A 14006-nucleotide genomic window follows, 5' to 3' on the forward strand; every position below is an offset into this window, starting at 1 on the left:
GGCCACAGGCTGCAGGCCGCCACCGCGTCAGCGGCTCTCCGGACCCGCCAGGTGACGGGCGATGACCATGCGCTGGATCTGGTTGGTGCCCTCGACGATCTGGAGCACCTTCGCCTCGCGCATCAGCCGCTCGGCCGGGAAGTCCTGGGTGTAGCCGTAGCCGCCCAGCACCTGCACCGCGTCCGTCGTCACGCTCATCGCGGCGTCGGTGCAGAAGAGCTTCGCCATGGCCGCCTGCCGCGAGAACGGCTTGCCCGCGTCCCGCAGCCGCGCCGCGGCCAGGTACAGCGCCCGGCCCGCCTCGATCTTGGTGGCCATGTCGGCCAGCATGAAGCGAAGCCCCTGGAAGTCCGCGATCGGCCGGCCGAACTGCTGCCGCCCGCCCGCGTACGCCAAGGCCTCGTCCAGCGCCGCCTGCGCGACGCCGATGGCGCAGGCCGCGATGCCCAGGCGGCCCGAGTCCAGCGCGGCGAGGGCGATCGTGAAGCCCTGGCCCTCCTCGCCGAGCCGGCGGGAGTCGGGGACCCGTACGTCGTCGAAGTGCAGCTGGGCGGTGGGCGAGCCCTTCATGCCCATCTTCTTCTCGGGGGCGGCGGCACTCAGGCCCGGCGCGTCGCCCGGGACCAGGAAGGCCGTGATGCCGCGCGGGCCCTCGCCGCCGGTGCGGGCGAGCACGGTGTAGAAGTCGGCGATGCCGCCGTGGGTGATCCAGGCCTTGGTGCCGTTGATCACCCAGTCCCCGCCGTCGCGCACGGCCTTGGTGCTCAGGGAGGCGGCGTCGGAGCCCGAGGAGGGCTCGGACAGGCAGTAGGCGCCCAGCAGTCCGCCGCCGAGCATGGCCGGCAGGTGCTCGGCCCGCTGCTCCTTGGTGCCGAAGCCGGCGAGCCCGTGGCAGGCCAGGGTGTGGACGCTGGCGCCGAGGCCGACGGTCAGGCGGGCCGCGGCCAGCTCCTCCAGGACCTGGAGGTAGACCTCGTACGGCTGGTCGCCGCCGCCGAAGTCGGACGGGTACGGCAGACCGAGCAGCCCGGACTCGGACAGCAGGGAGAAGACCTCGCGCGGGAACCGCCCGGCCTCTTCCTCCTCGGCGGCGCGCGGCCGGATCTCTCGCTGCGCGATCTCGCGTACGAGCGCGAGGAGGTCACGGGACTCCTCGGTCGGCAGCTGTCGGTCCACCGGCTGCGGGGCGCGGTCGGTCATGGCGGCGCTCTCCTCCCTGGTCGGGCACTGCGACGGCGCGTCCAGGGTGCGGCCGCGGCGCCGGATGTTCTGTGCTCTCACAGCCGATGCTGCCCTCCCGGGTCACGGAAGGGGCTGATCAGCGGCTGCGGCGGGTCGAGTATGCCCGACAATCCCCGCCGCGTCACGGGTCCAAGATCGACTACGGGTAACCGCGGGAAACCCTAGGAAGGAGGGGGTGCGGGGCACTCCGGGACGAACTCCTCGATCACGGTCAGGGTGCTCCGCAAGGTCCGGACCAGAAGGGCGCCGAGTTCCTCCCGCGGGGGTACGGGGCCGGGCGTACCGGGCGCGATCCAGTCGAGGGTGATCCCCTCGACGCCGCCCAGCCAGCCGATCAGGGCGAGCCTGGCCGGCGGAGGCACGGAGCGGCGCCCGTACGCGCCCTCGGCGATGGCGGCGACCAGCTCCTCGCGGACCGCGTCGCGGATGGCGAGCACCTCTGCGTCCGAGCCCACGCCGCCGGTCACGATGGTGCGGTAGGCGGCCTGGTGGTGCTGGGCGTAGTGGAGGTAGCCGTCGACGGTGCGGCGCACGCGCTCCCCGCGGGGGAGCTCGGTGTCGCTGCCGGCGCGGGCGAGCAGTTCGGCCACGGAGTCCTCGACGATGGCGAGGTAGTAGCCGCGCTTGCTCTTGAAGTAGTAGTAGATCAACCCCTTGGCGACACCGGCGTGTTGGGCTATGTCGTCCACGGAAAGCGCGTCGTACGCCGTGTCGGCGAACAACTTCCTTCCGGTCGCTATGAGTTCGGCCCTGCGGGCCTGCGAACGCCCGGTGGTTCCGCGCTGTTGACTTTTGTTCAAATCCGGCCCCAGCCTCGAACTGCCTCAGGTTGCCCGCGGTATGGCAGCCAGGGCTGGGGGTGGGGGCTACAGCAGGCCGGTCTGGGTCACGAACATCGCGAGGACGACCACCAGCGTCCAGCCGGCGACGTGCTCCAGCCATGTGCGGCCGTCCTTGGGACCGCCGGTGCGGACGAGCTTCCGGGCGCGGGTGAGGGCAGCGGTGTTCGCGGTCATGATGTCTCGCTTGTGGTCGTCTGGCAGTGAACGTCCCCCGACGTCTGTCCAATGTGCCAGCCGATCCGGGTGCGCGGGTGGAGACGTTCGTCACGCCGGGGCGGGTCCCGGGTCCGGGCGGAGCACGGCCAGGGCGTCGTGGTCGCGTCCGGCGGCGAGGAAGTGCGAGGCCAGCGCGGCCGTCTTCCCGGGCGTACGGGCGGCCACGGCGGCGCGCAGGCGGGGGCCGGTCAGCGCGCCGAGGGCGGCCGACACCTCCGCGACGTCCCGGTCGTCCTCTCGGGCGGCCTCGGTGAGCACCCGCGTGACGGTCCCGTGGTGCGGCTGCTCGGTGAGGAGGTACGCGACCGCGGCGAGGGCATGCGCGTCCAGGTGGCGGCCGGCGGAGAGGAGCAGGAGCTCCCGGAGCGCGTCCCTGAGCCCGTCGCGGAGGCCGTCGCGGATCCCGTCCCGGAGCCGGTCGGCCGGCTCGGTCGCCGGGCCCGGCGGGGTGGCCGAGGTGGCCAGGGTGGCCAAGCCTGCGTGCTCCCTGTCGTCCCCGGGGGACGGAGCGTCGTAGGGCCCGTCGACGCGACCGGCGCCGAGCCGGGTGCCGAGCCCGGGCGTGGCCGACGCGTCGGCCGGGGGCACGGCGGGCGGATCCTGGGCGGTGGCAGGCCCGCGGCCCTCCGGCCGGGGTGCGAGCAGGGCGGCGAGCGCCGGCACGGGGATCGCGGTCATCGCCTCCTCCAGGACGGGCGCGATGGCCTCGGGGCCGGTGCGGTGGAGCAGCTCGGTGAGGAAGACCTCGACGGCCTGCGGCCCGTCCAGCTCCTGGATGAGGCCGGCCGCCAGTCCCGCGCGGTGGGCGGGGTCGGTGACGGCTGCCAGGACCTGGGCGGCCCGCCACGGGTCGGCGGCGAGCGCGGGGGCGTCCGCCGGGTCCGTCGCCCGCGCGAGCTCCGCCTCCAGCTCGTCGATGCGCCGCTGGAGTGCGGTGATCCGGTCCAGGGCGGCCGCGAGCTCCCGGGTGAGGGTGTCGATGCGCTCCCGAAGGGCCTGGAGCTCCAGTCCGGCCTGCGTGCCGGCGTTGCGGGCCTGCGTGAGTTCGGCCCGCGTGGACTCCAGGGCCGCTTCGAGGCGGGCGGCCTCGGCGACGGCCCTGTCGTGCCGCAGGCGCGTCTCCCGGGCCTCGAACTCCGCGGGTGCGGCCTGGAGCAGCGCGGCGGCGTGCTTGACCGGCCAGGGCCGTGTCCCGCCCGACTGCCGACTCCCCGACCGGCGCCTCCCCGAAAGCCCGATCCGAGCCGGTGCTGTCGTCCAGCCCGTCCAGCCCGTCTCGCCCGCGTCCTGGGTCCCCGAGGCCCCCGTCCCGCCCGGGGATCGGCCCTCTGACGGCCTCGGCGCTCCTGCGTTCCGGGGCCTCAGAAGATCCGTCCCGGCCGGAGCCGGGCTCCGCGACGGCGGGTGCGGCCGGTCGGCCGGGACCGCGGGCAGGGTCGTCCGGTCCATCGGCGGCGGGGCCGGACAGCGCGCCGAGCAGCGCCGCCGGCGGGTCGTACAGCGGATCCTCCGACCGGAAGGCCAAGGCGTCGGGTCCGGGGGACGACTGAGCGGGGCTCGGCGGGGCAGCCGGTGCCTCCCCACGGCCAGGGGCTCCCGGCTCGGGCCGCGGGCCCTCCGGCCCGTGGGCCGAGCCGTCGGCGGCGGGGCCGGCGGACAGCCGCCCGGGGCTCGCCGGGGCCGGCGCCTCCCCGCGACCAGGGACACGCGCGTCGGGCGGCGGGCCCTCCGGTCCCGTGGCCGGTGCCTTCCCTCGGCCGGGGGCGTCCCGCGCGTCGGGCGTGGCCGTCCAGGCCAGGTGGCCCGGTGGCTCCGGTGCGAGCGGGGACGGGCCGGCCCGCGGGCCTTCCGGGAGGAGGTCGTCGAAGGGGTCGTACGGAGGCTCCGGCCGCCGGCCGTTCCAGCCGGGGGCGGCCGTCCCGTCCGCCAGCGGGGTCGGCGGCGACGGCAGCGGGGTCCCCGCCCCGTGGTTCCGCGGGGCGTCACCGTCCGGCGGCTGCGGCGCTTGCGGCTCGTCCGGACCCTCGGGCCCCGTCGGCCGCTTCGGCCCGTCCCCTGGCCCCCGCATGTGTGGGAACACCGCCCCGCCTCCGTCGCGTCGTCGGTCCGATCCGCCCATTCAGCCGCACTCCGCGCGCCCGCCGCAGGCGAATCGGTCAGAGGACGCCCACCTCGCGGAGGGCGGCGAGCTGGCGCGGGGCAGGGCGGGCGGGGGCGTAGAGGTAGCAGACGCCGCCGGAGCCGGAGACCACCTTGCCGGCCGCGTTGTGCCGCTTCGTGCGCAGCCAGACGTTCTCGAACTCCCGGCGCGCGTAGACCCGGCGGACGGCCGGGTTCGAGGCCGAGTTCGGGTCGTTGGCCACCACGTCGCCGTCGGCGGTGAAGCCGATCACCGTCATCAGGTGGCCGGCCGTCCCGTAGCCCGCGCCCGTCAGCTCCCCCGCCAGGAAGGACTGCGAGGTGATCGCCGGGATGCCGGCCCGCACCAGGGTCTCCAGGTCGGTCAGGGAGCGCAGCCGGGTCACCACCGCGGCCAGGTCCTCGTAGGTGGCGGCGTAGGCGGCGTTGAAGGGCCAGTTGCCGCAGCCCTTGTACTGGGCGTCGTACGTGCGCCGCGCCGCGTGGCAGACCTGCGGGTCCTGGTACGACGGGTCGACCCAGGCCAGCTCCTCCGCCGCGGGGCGGCGCCCCCAGTACTCGACGACCATCTGCGAGGAGGTCGGGCTGCACCAGGCCTCGCCGCCGTTGTCGTACTCGGGGTACCGCCCGGCGTGGATCTCCTGCGAGTAGCGCGGTACGTCGAGCTCGCGCGCCGGCCCAGGCTCGGAGGCGGGCACCGTGAACCGGTCCGGCACATCCGAGGCCATCGCCCCGGCCAGCCAGACCACCGGGGTCAGCCCGGAGCGCGGGGCGCGGTGCAGGGTCAGCCGGAGGCGGTAGCCGGTCAGGCGCAGCCCGCCCGCGGGGTCGTCCACGGAGAGGGTGTCGGTCCAGACGGTGCTCTTGCCGTCCTTCTGCCCGTCGACGGAGGTGCGCCGGATGTCGGCCTCACCGGAGGCCCAGCGGGCCATCACGTACCAGGGCGTGGTGGTGCCGTCGGAGTAGTCGCCGCAGAGCTCGACCTGGATCCAGGTGCCCTCGGGGGTGCAGGCGTTCCAGGAGGCGATCAGCTCGGTGGCGGGCACGGCGGGCCGGTGCAGGGGCGAGGTCCAGCTCGCGTACTCCCAGGTGGCGGTCCGGCCCGTGTGCGGGTCGGTGTAGTCGGTGCGTCCCTCCGGCGCGGCGATCAGCAGGCCCGGGCGGCGTCCGCCGACGGCGGCGGTGCCGTGGTGCTCGCCCGACCGCCAGTGCGAGTAGGCGTACCAGAACCGGTTGTCGACCGTCGGGGCGTCCGTCTCCCGTTCGTCGCCCGTCCCCGCTCCGTCTCCCGGCTGTGAGTCCGCGCCGGCGGCGGTGGGCACGGAGGCCGCCGTGGCGGCGGCGAGGGCGGCGGCCAGGACGGCCCGGCGGGGCGTGGCTGCGGTCATCGGCGGGGAACCCCCAGTCGGATCCGGTCGGTGCGGTGGTGCTGCTGGTGCTGCTGGTGCTGCTGGTGCTGCTGGTGCTGCTGGTGGTGGTGCTACACGTACTGCTGGTGCTGCTGGTGCTGCCGGTACCGCCGGTGCGGCGCGGGCTCGCGGGTGCTGCGGGCGCCGCGGGGGTGCGGCTGTCCGCCGACCCCGCGGGTGCCGGGCCGGCCGCGGCCGCGGCACCCCCGCCACTATCCCGGCCCGTGGGGGCCGCTGCCAGGGTGCGCGGCTCGTGTCGCGGACCGTGTCGTGGGCCGACGTACGCTGAGGGCGTGCACCGACTCGAAGACCTGGCCGCCGAGCTGGCCGCGCTGCCCCCGTCCCTCGGCCCGGTCCGGCTGATCGCCGTGGACGGCCACGCGGGCTCGGGCAAGAGCACCTTCACCGGCCTGCTGGCGACGGCCCTGGGCGGGGCGCCGGTGCTGCACCTGGACGACGTGGCCACGCACGAGGAGCTCTTCGCGTGGACCGGCCGGCTGCGGGCCCAGGTGCTGGAGCCGCTGTCCGCGGGGCGGGCGGCGCACTGGTCCCCGTACGACTGGGTGGCGCGGCGCTTCGGGCCCGAGCGGGTGCTGGAGCCGGCGCCGGTGGTGCTGATGGAGGGGGTCGGAGCGGGGCGGCGGGAGCTGCGCCCGGACCTGGCGGGGCTGCTCTGGATGGAGACGCCCCGGGCCGATTCCTGGGGGCGCGGCCGCCGGCGCGACGGCGCGGAGCTGTCCGGCTTCTGGGACGGATGGGAGCGCGCGGAGCGCGCGCACTTCGCGGACGACCCTTCGCGCCCCTTCGCCCACGCCCTGGTGCACCAGAGGGATACGGGATACGAGTGGACTTCCGGGGCTCCTGGGACGCCGGGAATCCTCGGTTCCGTCACTCAGGGTCACGACCTGCCCCGGGCCTGAGCGGAGCCCGCGGAGGCACCTGATGGAGCCCTCCGCTCCCGCTTGACCTGGCCCCTGGGGAGGTCTTACGTTCTGAATGTGCGGTCTTCCACGGCCGACACGGACACGAAGCCCCCGATTGTTCCCCCGTGATCGGGGGCTTCGTTCTGTCCCGGGGCGCTTTCCGGCCATCCCCACCCCTCCCTTTCCTCACCCTCCGTCACCACCGTCGCCCGGCTCCCGCGAGGGAAGGTGGCGACGACAGCCTGTGTAAGGACCGTCACCGCAGGTACGATGCGACGGATTTCACGGCTCAGTCGCGCAACTCCCGTCCTGGACGCGGAGGTTTGGTCAATCCGGCAGCCGGGCAGGGGCTCGGTCGCGCACCACGGGGGCAGGCTTGTGGGGGATGGGATGGACTTCGGCACGCAGGGCAGCCCGCACGCCCCGGCCGAACTCGCCTGGCTGCGGGGGGTGGACGCCTACACCATGGGCGCCTACCCGCAGGCCGAGGAGGAGTTCAGGTCGGCCGTACGACTCGATCCCGCGATGGCCGACGCGTGGCTCGGGCTGCACGCGCTGCGCGTGGACACCACGAACGCGCTGCTGCGCATGTACGCCCACCGCGAGCGGTTCGGCGAGCAGCGCGCCCGGCACCGGCGCACGCTGAACTCCTGGTACTGGCTGGGCTGGTGGGTGCAGCCGGTGCTGGAGAGCCGCCGGGACCTGTTACTCGCGCACGCCTCGCACTGGCTGGACGGGCGGCACGTACCCGAGCTGGACCAGGCGCTGGCCGGCCTGCCGCCGGTGGACGCCGACCCGCAGGTGCGCTTCCTGCACGCCTGCCGCGCGTACCTGGTGAAGGACTGGGACCAACTGGTCCGGCACACCGAGCCGCTGGTGGACGACCCGCTGCTGGGCATCGAGGCCGGGCTGTTCGGCGGCATGGCGCGGGTCCGGCTGGAGATGTACGGGCAGGCCGAGCCGATGCTGTCGGCGGCCCTGATGCGCTGCCGCAGCGAGCAGCCCCAGCGCAAGGAGCTGCGCTACTGGCTGGCCCGGGCCCACGAGGGCACCGGCCGCAGTGCCGCGGCGCTCCCCCTGTACCGCGCGGTGCACCGGGTGGACCCGGCCTTCATGGACACCGCCGCCCGGCTGACCGCGATCGCCGAGGGCGACGGGATGGACGGCACGGACGGGCTGGGCGGCTACGACCCCGGCGTCGACCTGGCCGCCGTGGCGCTCTCCGGCAGCCTCGGGCAGGACGCCCTGGACGGCCCCGCGGAGACGGACGGTTCCGGGGGCGGTGAGCCGCCGGACGGACGCGAGCCGCGGTTCGGCCCGGGCCTCGGCGGGCAGCCGGTGGGGTCGGGGGTGCCGCGCGAGGGGGTGCGCCGCCGGTTCTCCGTACCGCCGCAGGCCGCGCCGTCGGGGCTGCCGGCCGGGCCCTCCGATCCGGCGCTGCTGGCGGAGGCGCTCGCCGAACTGGAGCGGATGGTCGGCCTGGAGCCGGTCAAGCGGCAGGTGAAGGCGCTCTCGGCGCAGCTCCACATGGCCCGGCTGCGGGCCGGCCAGGGGCTGCCCGTCCAGCCGCCGAAACGCCACTTCGTGTTCTCCGGCCCCTCCGGTACGGGCAAGACCACGGTGGCCCGGATCCTCGGCCGGGTCTTCTACGCGCTGGGGCTGCTGGGCGGCGACCACCTGGTGGAGGCCCAACGGGCCGACCTGGTGGGCGAGTTCCTGGGACAGACCGCCGTGAAGGCCAACGAGCTGATCGACTCGGCGCTGGGCGGGGTGCTGTTCGTCGACGAGGCGTACAGCCTCTCCAACTCCGGCTACACCAAGGGCGACGCGTACGGCGACGAGGCGCTCCAGGTGCTCCTCAAGCGCGCCGAGGACAACCGCGACCACCTCGTGGTGATCCTCGCCGGGTACCCGGCCGGCATGGACCGGCTGCTCGCCACCAACCCGGGCCTGTCCTCCCGCTTCACCACCCGGGTGGACTTCCCCAGCTACCGCCCCCTGGAGCTGACCGCCATCGGCGAGGTACTGGCCGACGGCAACGGCGACCGGTGGGACGAGGAGGCCCTGGACGAACTGCGCAGCATCAGCGGGCACGTGGTCGACCAGGGCTGGATCGACGAGCTGGGCAACGGCAGGTTCCTGCGCACGCTGTACGAGAAGAGCTGCGCGTACCGGGACCTGCGGCTCGCGGGGTACGCCGGTACACCCACCCGTGAGGACCTCGCGACGCTGCGCCTGCCGGACCTGATGCAGGCGTACGGGGAGGTGCTGTCCGGGAGGGGGCCGCAGGACCGGGGGCGGTCCGAGCCGCCGCCCCTGTAGGCGGCGGCCCGGACCTCCCGGGGCCTCAGACGCCGGCGAGCCTGGAGGTGCGGTGCGCGGGGTCGCGGACCTCGCCCACCAGCATCTCCAGGACGTCCTCCAGCGTGACCAGGCCGATGATCCGGCCGCCCTGGTCGGCGACCTGGGCCAGGTGGGTGGCGTCCCGGCGCATGACCGTCAGGGCGTCGTCGAGCGGAAGGTTGGCGCACAGGGTGGTCATCCGCCGCCAGACGTGTTGCGGCACGGCCCGCTCCCGGTCGTCCAGGTCCAGTACGTCCTTGACGTGCAGGTAGCCCATGAAGGCTCCGCTGTCGGTGCGGACCGGGAACCGGGAGTAGCCGGTGCGGACGGTGAGCTGCTCGATCTCCCGCGGGGTGGCCGAGGGGGCGACGGTGACCAGGTGGGCGCTGTCCAGGACGACGTCGGCGACCCGGCGGCTGCCGAGTTCCAGCGCGTCCTCCAGGCGCTCCTGCTCGACCGGCTCCAGGAGACCGGCCTGGCGGGAGTCCTCGACCAGCCGGCCCAGCTGGGAGCTGGTGAAGACGGCCTCCACCTCGTCCTTGGGCTCGACCTTGAACAGCTTGAGCACCAGGTGGGCGCAGGCTCCCAGGGCCGTGGTGACGGGGCCGCAGATCCGGGCGAAGCCGACCAGCCCGGGGGCGAACCAGAGGGCCGCCTTCTCGGGGGCCGCCATGGCCAGGTTCTTCGGCACCATCTCGCCGACGACGAGGTGGAGGAAGACCACCGCGGCGAGGGCGACGGCGTAGCCGAGCGGGTGGATCAGGCCCTGCGGTACGTGGGCCCAGTGGAAGACGGGCTCCAGCAGCCGGGCCACGGTGGGTTCCGCGACCGCGCCGAGGGTCAGGGAGGCCAGGGTGATGCCGAACTGCGCGGCGGCCATCATCCGGGGCAGGTTCTCCAGTCCGTACAGCACCTGGCGGGCGCGGGCGGACGTGGCGGCCAGCGGGTCGATCTGGCTGCGCCGCACGGAGACGAGGGCGAACTCGGCCGCCACGAAGAAGCCATTGGCGAGCACGAGCAGCAGCGCGAAGAGGAGTTGGAGGGTGTTCACCGGCTGACCGCCATCTCCGCCTCGGGCGAGCTGCCCGGGGTGCCGGGACTGCCCGGGGCCGGCGCGGTGCGCACCAGGCGGACGCGGTCGGCGCGGTAGCGGCGGACCTGGCGCACCGAGAGCTGCCAGCCGGGGAGTTCGGCGTGGTCCCCGGGGGCGGGGATGCGGCCGAGGAGGTCGGCGACCAGGCCGGCGACCGTCTCGTACGGGCCCTCCGGTACGTCCAGGCCTATCCGGCGCAGGGTGTGCACGCGGCAGCTGCCGTCGGCGTCCCAGGCGGGGCGGCCGTCCTCGGCCGGCACGGTGGCCAGCTCGGGGGTCTCCGCCTCGGCCCGGTCGTGCTCGTCGCGGACCTCGCCGACGAGTTCCTCCACGATGTCCTCCAGGGTGACGACGCCGGCCGTGCCGCCGTACTCGTCGACGACCACGGCCATCGGCTGCTCGTTGCGCAGGCGTTCGAGCAGCGGCTGGACGGGCAGGGTCTCCGGGACCAGCAGGGGCGGTACGGAGATCCGGCCGACGGTGCTGTGCAGCCGGTCGGCCTCCGGTACGGCGAGGGCGTCCTTGAGGTGGACCACGCCGACGATCTCGTCGATGCGCTCCCGGTAGACCGGGAAGCGCGACAGGCCGGTGGCGCGGGTCAGGTTCAGCACGTCGGCCGCGGTGGCGGTCGACTGGAGGGCGCTGACCTTCACGCGGGGGGTCATGACGTGCTGGGCGGTGAGACCGCCCAGCGAGAGGGTGCGCACGAACAGGTCGGCGGTGTCCTGCTCCAGGGCGCCCTGTTCCGCCGAATGGCGGACGAGGGAGACCAGCTCGCCGGGGGTGCGGGCGGAGGCCAGCTCCTCGGCGGGTTCGACGCCGAGCGCGCGTACCAGCCGGTTGGCGACGGCGTTGAGGGCCGCGATGACCGGGCGGAAGGCGCGCGAGAAGGCGTGCTGGGGGCCCGCGACGAAGCGGGCCACCTGGAGGGGGCGGGAGACGGCCCAGTTCTTGGGCACCAGTTCGCCGACCACCATCTGCACGGCCGCGGCGAGGAGCATGCCGACGAGCACGGCGATGCCGGGTACGGCGCCTCCGGGCAGGCCGGTCGCCCGGAGCGGGCCGGTGAGCAGGGCGGCCAGGGCGGGCTCGGCGAGCATGCCCGTCACCAGGGAGGTGATGGTGATGCCGAGCTGGGTGCCGGAGAGCTGGAAGGACAGCTCACCCAGGGCCGTGACGACGGTGCGTGCCCTTCGGTCGCCTTCGGCGGCGGCGCGTTCGGCGTCGGGCCGGTCCACGGTCACGAGGCCGAATTCGGCGGCCACGAAGAAGCCGTTGGCGAGGATCAGGGCGAAGGCCGCCGCGAGAAGCAGTAGCGGAATGGTCATGCCGCCGCCTCCGGGGAGGTGGCGGCGCGGGTACTACCGGACGATCCGTCCATTGCTGGAGGGAGTCACTCCTCAAGTCGCAGGAGCCCACGGGCCACGGGGTCCCGGGGCGCGGGGCGGGGGCACGCGCGTGCGCCCCGCCACCAGGGTAGTCATTGGGGTCCCGACCGCAATGGCGGTCAGTTGTCGTGTGCGCCGGTGCCGCGGGATTCGGCGAGCGCGCGCAGCGCCCGGGCGTCGGCGACCGCCTGCTGCCGGGCGACGCCCGGCTGGATGCCGAGGGCGGGCAGGCTGGTGCCGTCGCTGAGGTCCAGGAAGACCCAGGGGTCGCCGGGGCGGAGGTTGACGCGCAGGATCTGCGCCCACTCCAGGCGCCGCTTGGTGGTCAGGTTGACCACCGTGACACCGCCGTCGTCGGCGACGACCTTGGGGCGGCTGAGCAGCACCAGGACCGAGGTGAGCAGGACGGCCGTGAAGACGAAGCTGATCCGCTCGCCCGTGCTCAGGCGCTCCAGCATCAGGGCGATGGCCGTGATCGTGGTGAACATGGCGAGCCCGACGCCCAGCAGGACGGCCCGCGTACGGGTCGGCCGGAAGGTGACCGGAAGGGCGGGCAGTTCGGCGCGGGCGGCGGACTCGCTCATGGTGTTCTTGAAGCCTTTGCGATGACGTGTCGAGCCGGGACGACGGGGCGGGTCAGAGCCGGCAGGCGTGGATCGAGGTGGTGAGGATCGCGCGGGCGCCCAGCTCGTACAGGTCGTCCATGATCCGCTGGGCCTCCTTGGCCGGGACCATGGCCCGGACCGCGACCCAGCCCTCGTTGTGCAGCGGGGAGACGGTCGGGGACTCCAGGCCCGGGGTGAGGGCCACCGCGCGCTCCAGGTGCTCGGCGCGGATGTCGTAGTCCATCATCACGTACGAGCGGGCGACGAGGACGCCCTGGAGGCGGCGCAGGAACTGCTGCACCTGCGGGTGGTCGGTGTCCGCGCCCTCGCGGCGCACGACCACGGCCTCGGACTTGAGGATCGGCTCGCCGATGACCTCCAGGCCGGCGTTGCGCAGGCTGGTGCCGGTCTCCACGACGTCGGCGATGACCTGGGCCACGCCGAGCTGGATGGCGGTCTCGACCGCGCCGTCCAGGTGGACGACGGAGGCGTCGATGCCCTGCTCGGCGAGGTGCTTGGCGACGATTCCCTCGTACGAGGTGGCGATCGTCATCCCGTGGAAGTCCTCGGGGCCCTTCGCGGTGCCGGGCTTGGTGGCGTACCGGAAGGTGGAGCGGCCGAAGTTCAGCGGCAGGATCTCCTCGGCGTTGGCTCCGGAGTCGAGCAGCAGGTCCCGGCCGGTGATGCCGATGTCGAGCTTGCCGGACGCCACGTAGATCGCGATGTCCTTGGGCCGCAGGTAGAAGAACTCGACCTCGTTCTCGGGGTCGACGGTGACGAGCTCCTTGGACTCCTTGCGCTGGCGGTAGCCGGCCTCATGGAGCATCGCCGACGCAGGTCCGGACAGTGAACCCTTGTTGGGGACGGCGATGCGCAGCATGAGGTCGGTTCCTTTGTTCGCGTGAAGAGCGCTGTGCGGAGCGGGTGGGGTGGGGGTGGACGCGGTCCTCCCGGCCGGGGCCGGGAGGCGTGCGTCAGAGGTGGGCGTAGACGTCGTCGAGGGAGATCCCGCGCGCGACCATCATCACCTGGACGTGGTACAGCAGCTGCGAGATCTCCTCGGCGGCGGCTTCCTTGCCCTCGTACTCGGCGGCCATCCAGACCTCGGCGGCCTCCTCGACGACCTTCTTGCCGATGGCATGGACGCCCTTGCCGACCAGCTCGGCGGTGCGGGAGGTGCTGGGGTCGCCGTTGGCGGCCTTGAGCTGGAGCTCGGTGAAGAGCGCTTCGAAGGTTTTGTTCGCCATGATGCCCTTAGGGTACGGCTTCGCCCGGGTGCCCCGTTGCCGGGGTTCACTCCGTGGACTACCGCCAGGGCTCGCTGACCGTGCGGAGGGTGGTGGCGGTGGCGACGGCGGCGGTGACCGCTTCGTGGCCCTTGTCCTCGTTCGACCCCTCCAGGCCGGCGCGGTCCAGCGCCTGCTCCTCGTTGTCGCAGGTCAGCACGCCGAAGCCGACGGGGACCCCGGTGTCGATCGACACCTGCACCAGGCCCTGGGTGACGCCCTGGCACACGTAGTCGAAGTGGGGGGTGCCGCCGCGGATGACCACGCCGAGGGCGACGATCGCGTCGTAGCCGCGCTCGGCGAGGACCTTAGCCACGACCGGGAGCTCGAAGCTGCCCGGGACGCGGAGCAGGGTGGGCTCGTCGATGCCCAGCTCGTGGAGGGCGCGCAGGGCGCCGTCCACCAGTCCGTCCATGACCTTCTCGTGCCACTGCGCCGCGATCACGGCCACCCGCAGGTCTCCGCAGTTCTTCACGCTCAGTTCGGGTGCGCCCTTGCCGCTCACAGCTCTCCTCGGTGG

At 74.1% G+C, this 14006-nt stretch carries 13 protein-coding genes; 2 read left to right on the forward strand and 11 right to left on the reverse strand.

What is annotated here, in order from left to right; genetic code table 11:
• Window positions 1–27: 27 nt before the first annotated feature.
• The 5 genes from ACIF6F_RS17405 to ACIF6F_RS17425 all read right to left on the reverse strand — a co-directional run bounded on the left by ACIF6F_RS17405 (window position 28) and on the right by ACIF6F_RS17425 (window position 5827).
• Window positions 28–1200 carry an acyl-CoA dehydrogenase family protein gene (locus tag ACIF6F_RS17405; protein WP_399947341.1) on the reverse strand — a complete coding sequence of 391 codons (1173 nt, stop codon included), beginning with the start codon at window positions 1198–1200 and terminating at the stop codon, window positions 28–30.
• Between the two features lie 203 nt (window positions 1201–1403).
• The gene (locus ACIF6F_RS17410) at window positions 1404–2042 is read right to left on the reverse strand and encodes a TetR/AcrR family transcriptional regulator (protein ID WP_399947342.1); all 639 of its coding nucleotides are present in this window, start codon (window positions 2040–2042) and stop codon (window positions 1404–1406) included.
• A gap of 66 nt (window positions 2043–2108) precedes the next feature.
• On the reverse strand, window positions 2109–2258 hold the full coding sequence (locus ACIF6F_RS17415; protein ID WP_399947344.1) for an SCO1431 family membrane protein: 150 nt from the start codon (window positions 2256–2258) through the stop codon (window positions 2109–2111).
• 90 nt (window positions 2259–2348) lie between these two features.
• Window positions 2349–3749, reverse strand: a complete 1401-nt coding sequence (locus ACIF6F_RS17420) for a hypothetical protein (RefSeq protein ID WP_399947346.1) — start codon at window positions 3747–3749, stop codon at window positions 2349–2351.
• Window positions 3750–4456: 707 nt separating this feature from the next.
• On the reverse strand, window positions 4457–5827 hold the full coding sequence (locus tag ACIF6F_RS17425; RefSeq protein WP_399947348.1) for a peptidase C39 family protein: 1371 nt from the start codon (window positions 5825–5827) through the stop codon (window positions 4457–4459).
• A 314-nt stretch (window positions 5828–6141) separates the two neighbouring features.
• On the opposite strand from ACIF6F_RS17425, the gene ACIF6F_RS17430 reads away from it, so the two are divergent.
• Together ACIF6F_RS17430 and ACIF6F_RS17435 are read left to right on the forward strand one after the other, a co-directional pair.
• On the forward strand, window positions 6142–6768 hold the full coding sequence (locus ACIF6F_RS17430) for a uridine kinase (RefSeq protein WP_399947842.1): 627 nt from the start codon (window positions 6142–6144) through the stop codon (window positions 6766–6768).
• Between the two features lie 393 nt (window positions 6769–7161).
• Window positions 7162–9093, forward strand: a complete 1932-nt coding sequence (locus ACIF6F_RS17435; RefSeq protein WP_399947349.1) for an AAA family ATPase — start codon at window positions 7162–7164, stop codon at window positions 9091–9093.
• A 25-nt stretch (window positions 9094–9118) separates the two neighbouring features.
• Here the strand turns inward: ACIF6F_RS17435 and ACIF6F_RS17440 are convergent, their stop codons facing one another.
• The 6 genes from ACIF6F_RS17440 to ribH form a co-directional block, all read right to left on the reverse strand.
• On the reverse strand, window positions 9119–10165 hold the full coding sequence (locus ACIF6F_RS17440; protein WP_399947351.1) for a hemolysin family protein: 1047 nt from the start codon (window positions 10163–10165) through the stop codon (window positions 9119–9121).
• Window positions 10162–11535 carry a hemolysin family protein gene (locus tag ACIF6F_RS17445; RefSeq protein WP_399947353.1) on the reverse strand — a complete coding sequence of 458 codons (1374 nt, stop codon included), beginning with the start codon at window positions 11533–11535 and terminating at the stop codon, window positions 10162–10164. The genes ACIF6F_RS17440 and ACIF6F_RS17445 overlap by 4 nt, the downstream gene beginning before the upstream one ends.
• Window positions 11536–11714: 179 nt before the next feature.
• Window positions 11715–12179 (reverse strand): PH domain-containing protein, encoded by a 465-nt coding sequence (locus tag ACIF6F_RS17450; protein ID WP_399947355.1) that lies wholly within the window; start codon window positions 12177–12179, stop codon window positions 11715–11717.
• Window positions 12180–12231: 52 nt separating this feature from the next.
• The gene (gene hisG, locus ACIF6F_RS17455; protein WP_399947357.1) at window positions 12232–13080 is read right to left on the reverse strand and encodes an ATP phosphoribosyltransferase; all 849 of its coding nucleotides are present in this window, start codon (window positions 13078–13080) and stop codon (window positions 12232–12234) included.
• A 94-nt stretch (window positions 13081–13174) separates the two neighbouring features.
• On the reverse strand, window positions 13175–13447 hold the full coding sequence (locus tag ACIF6F_RS17460; RefSeq protein WP_399947359.1) for a phosphoribosyl-ATP diphosphatase: 273 nt from the start codon (window positions 13445–13447) through the stop codon (window positions 13175–13177).
• Between the two features lie 58 nt (window positions 13448–13505).
• Entirely contained in the window at window positions 13506–13991 is a 486-nt protein-coding gene (gene ribH, locus ACIF6F_RS17465) for a 6,7-dimethyl-8-ribityllumazine synthase (RefSeq protein WP_399947361.1), read from the reverse strand.
• Window positions 13992–14006: the final 15 nt, after the last annotated feature.

This window comes from Streptomyces sp. NPDC086023, from assembly GCF_044540325.1.
In the GTDB taxonomy this organism is placed as follows: Bacteria; Actinomycetota; Actinomycetes; order Streptomycetales; family Streptomycetaceae; genus Streptomyces.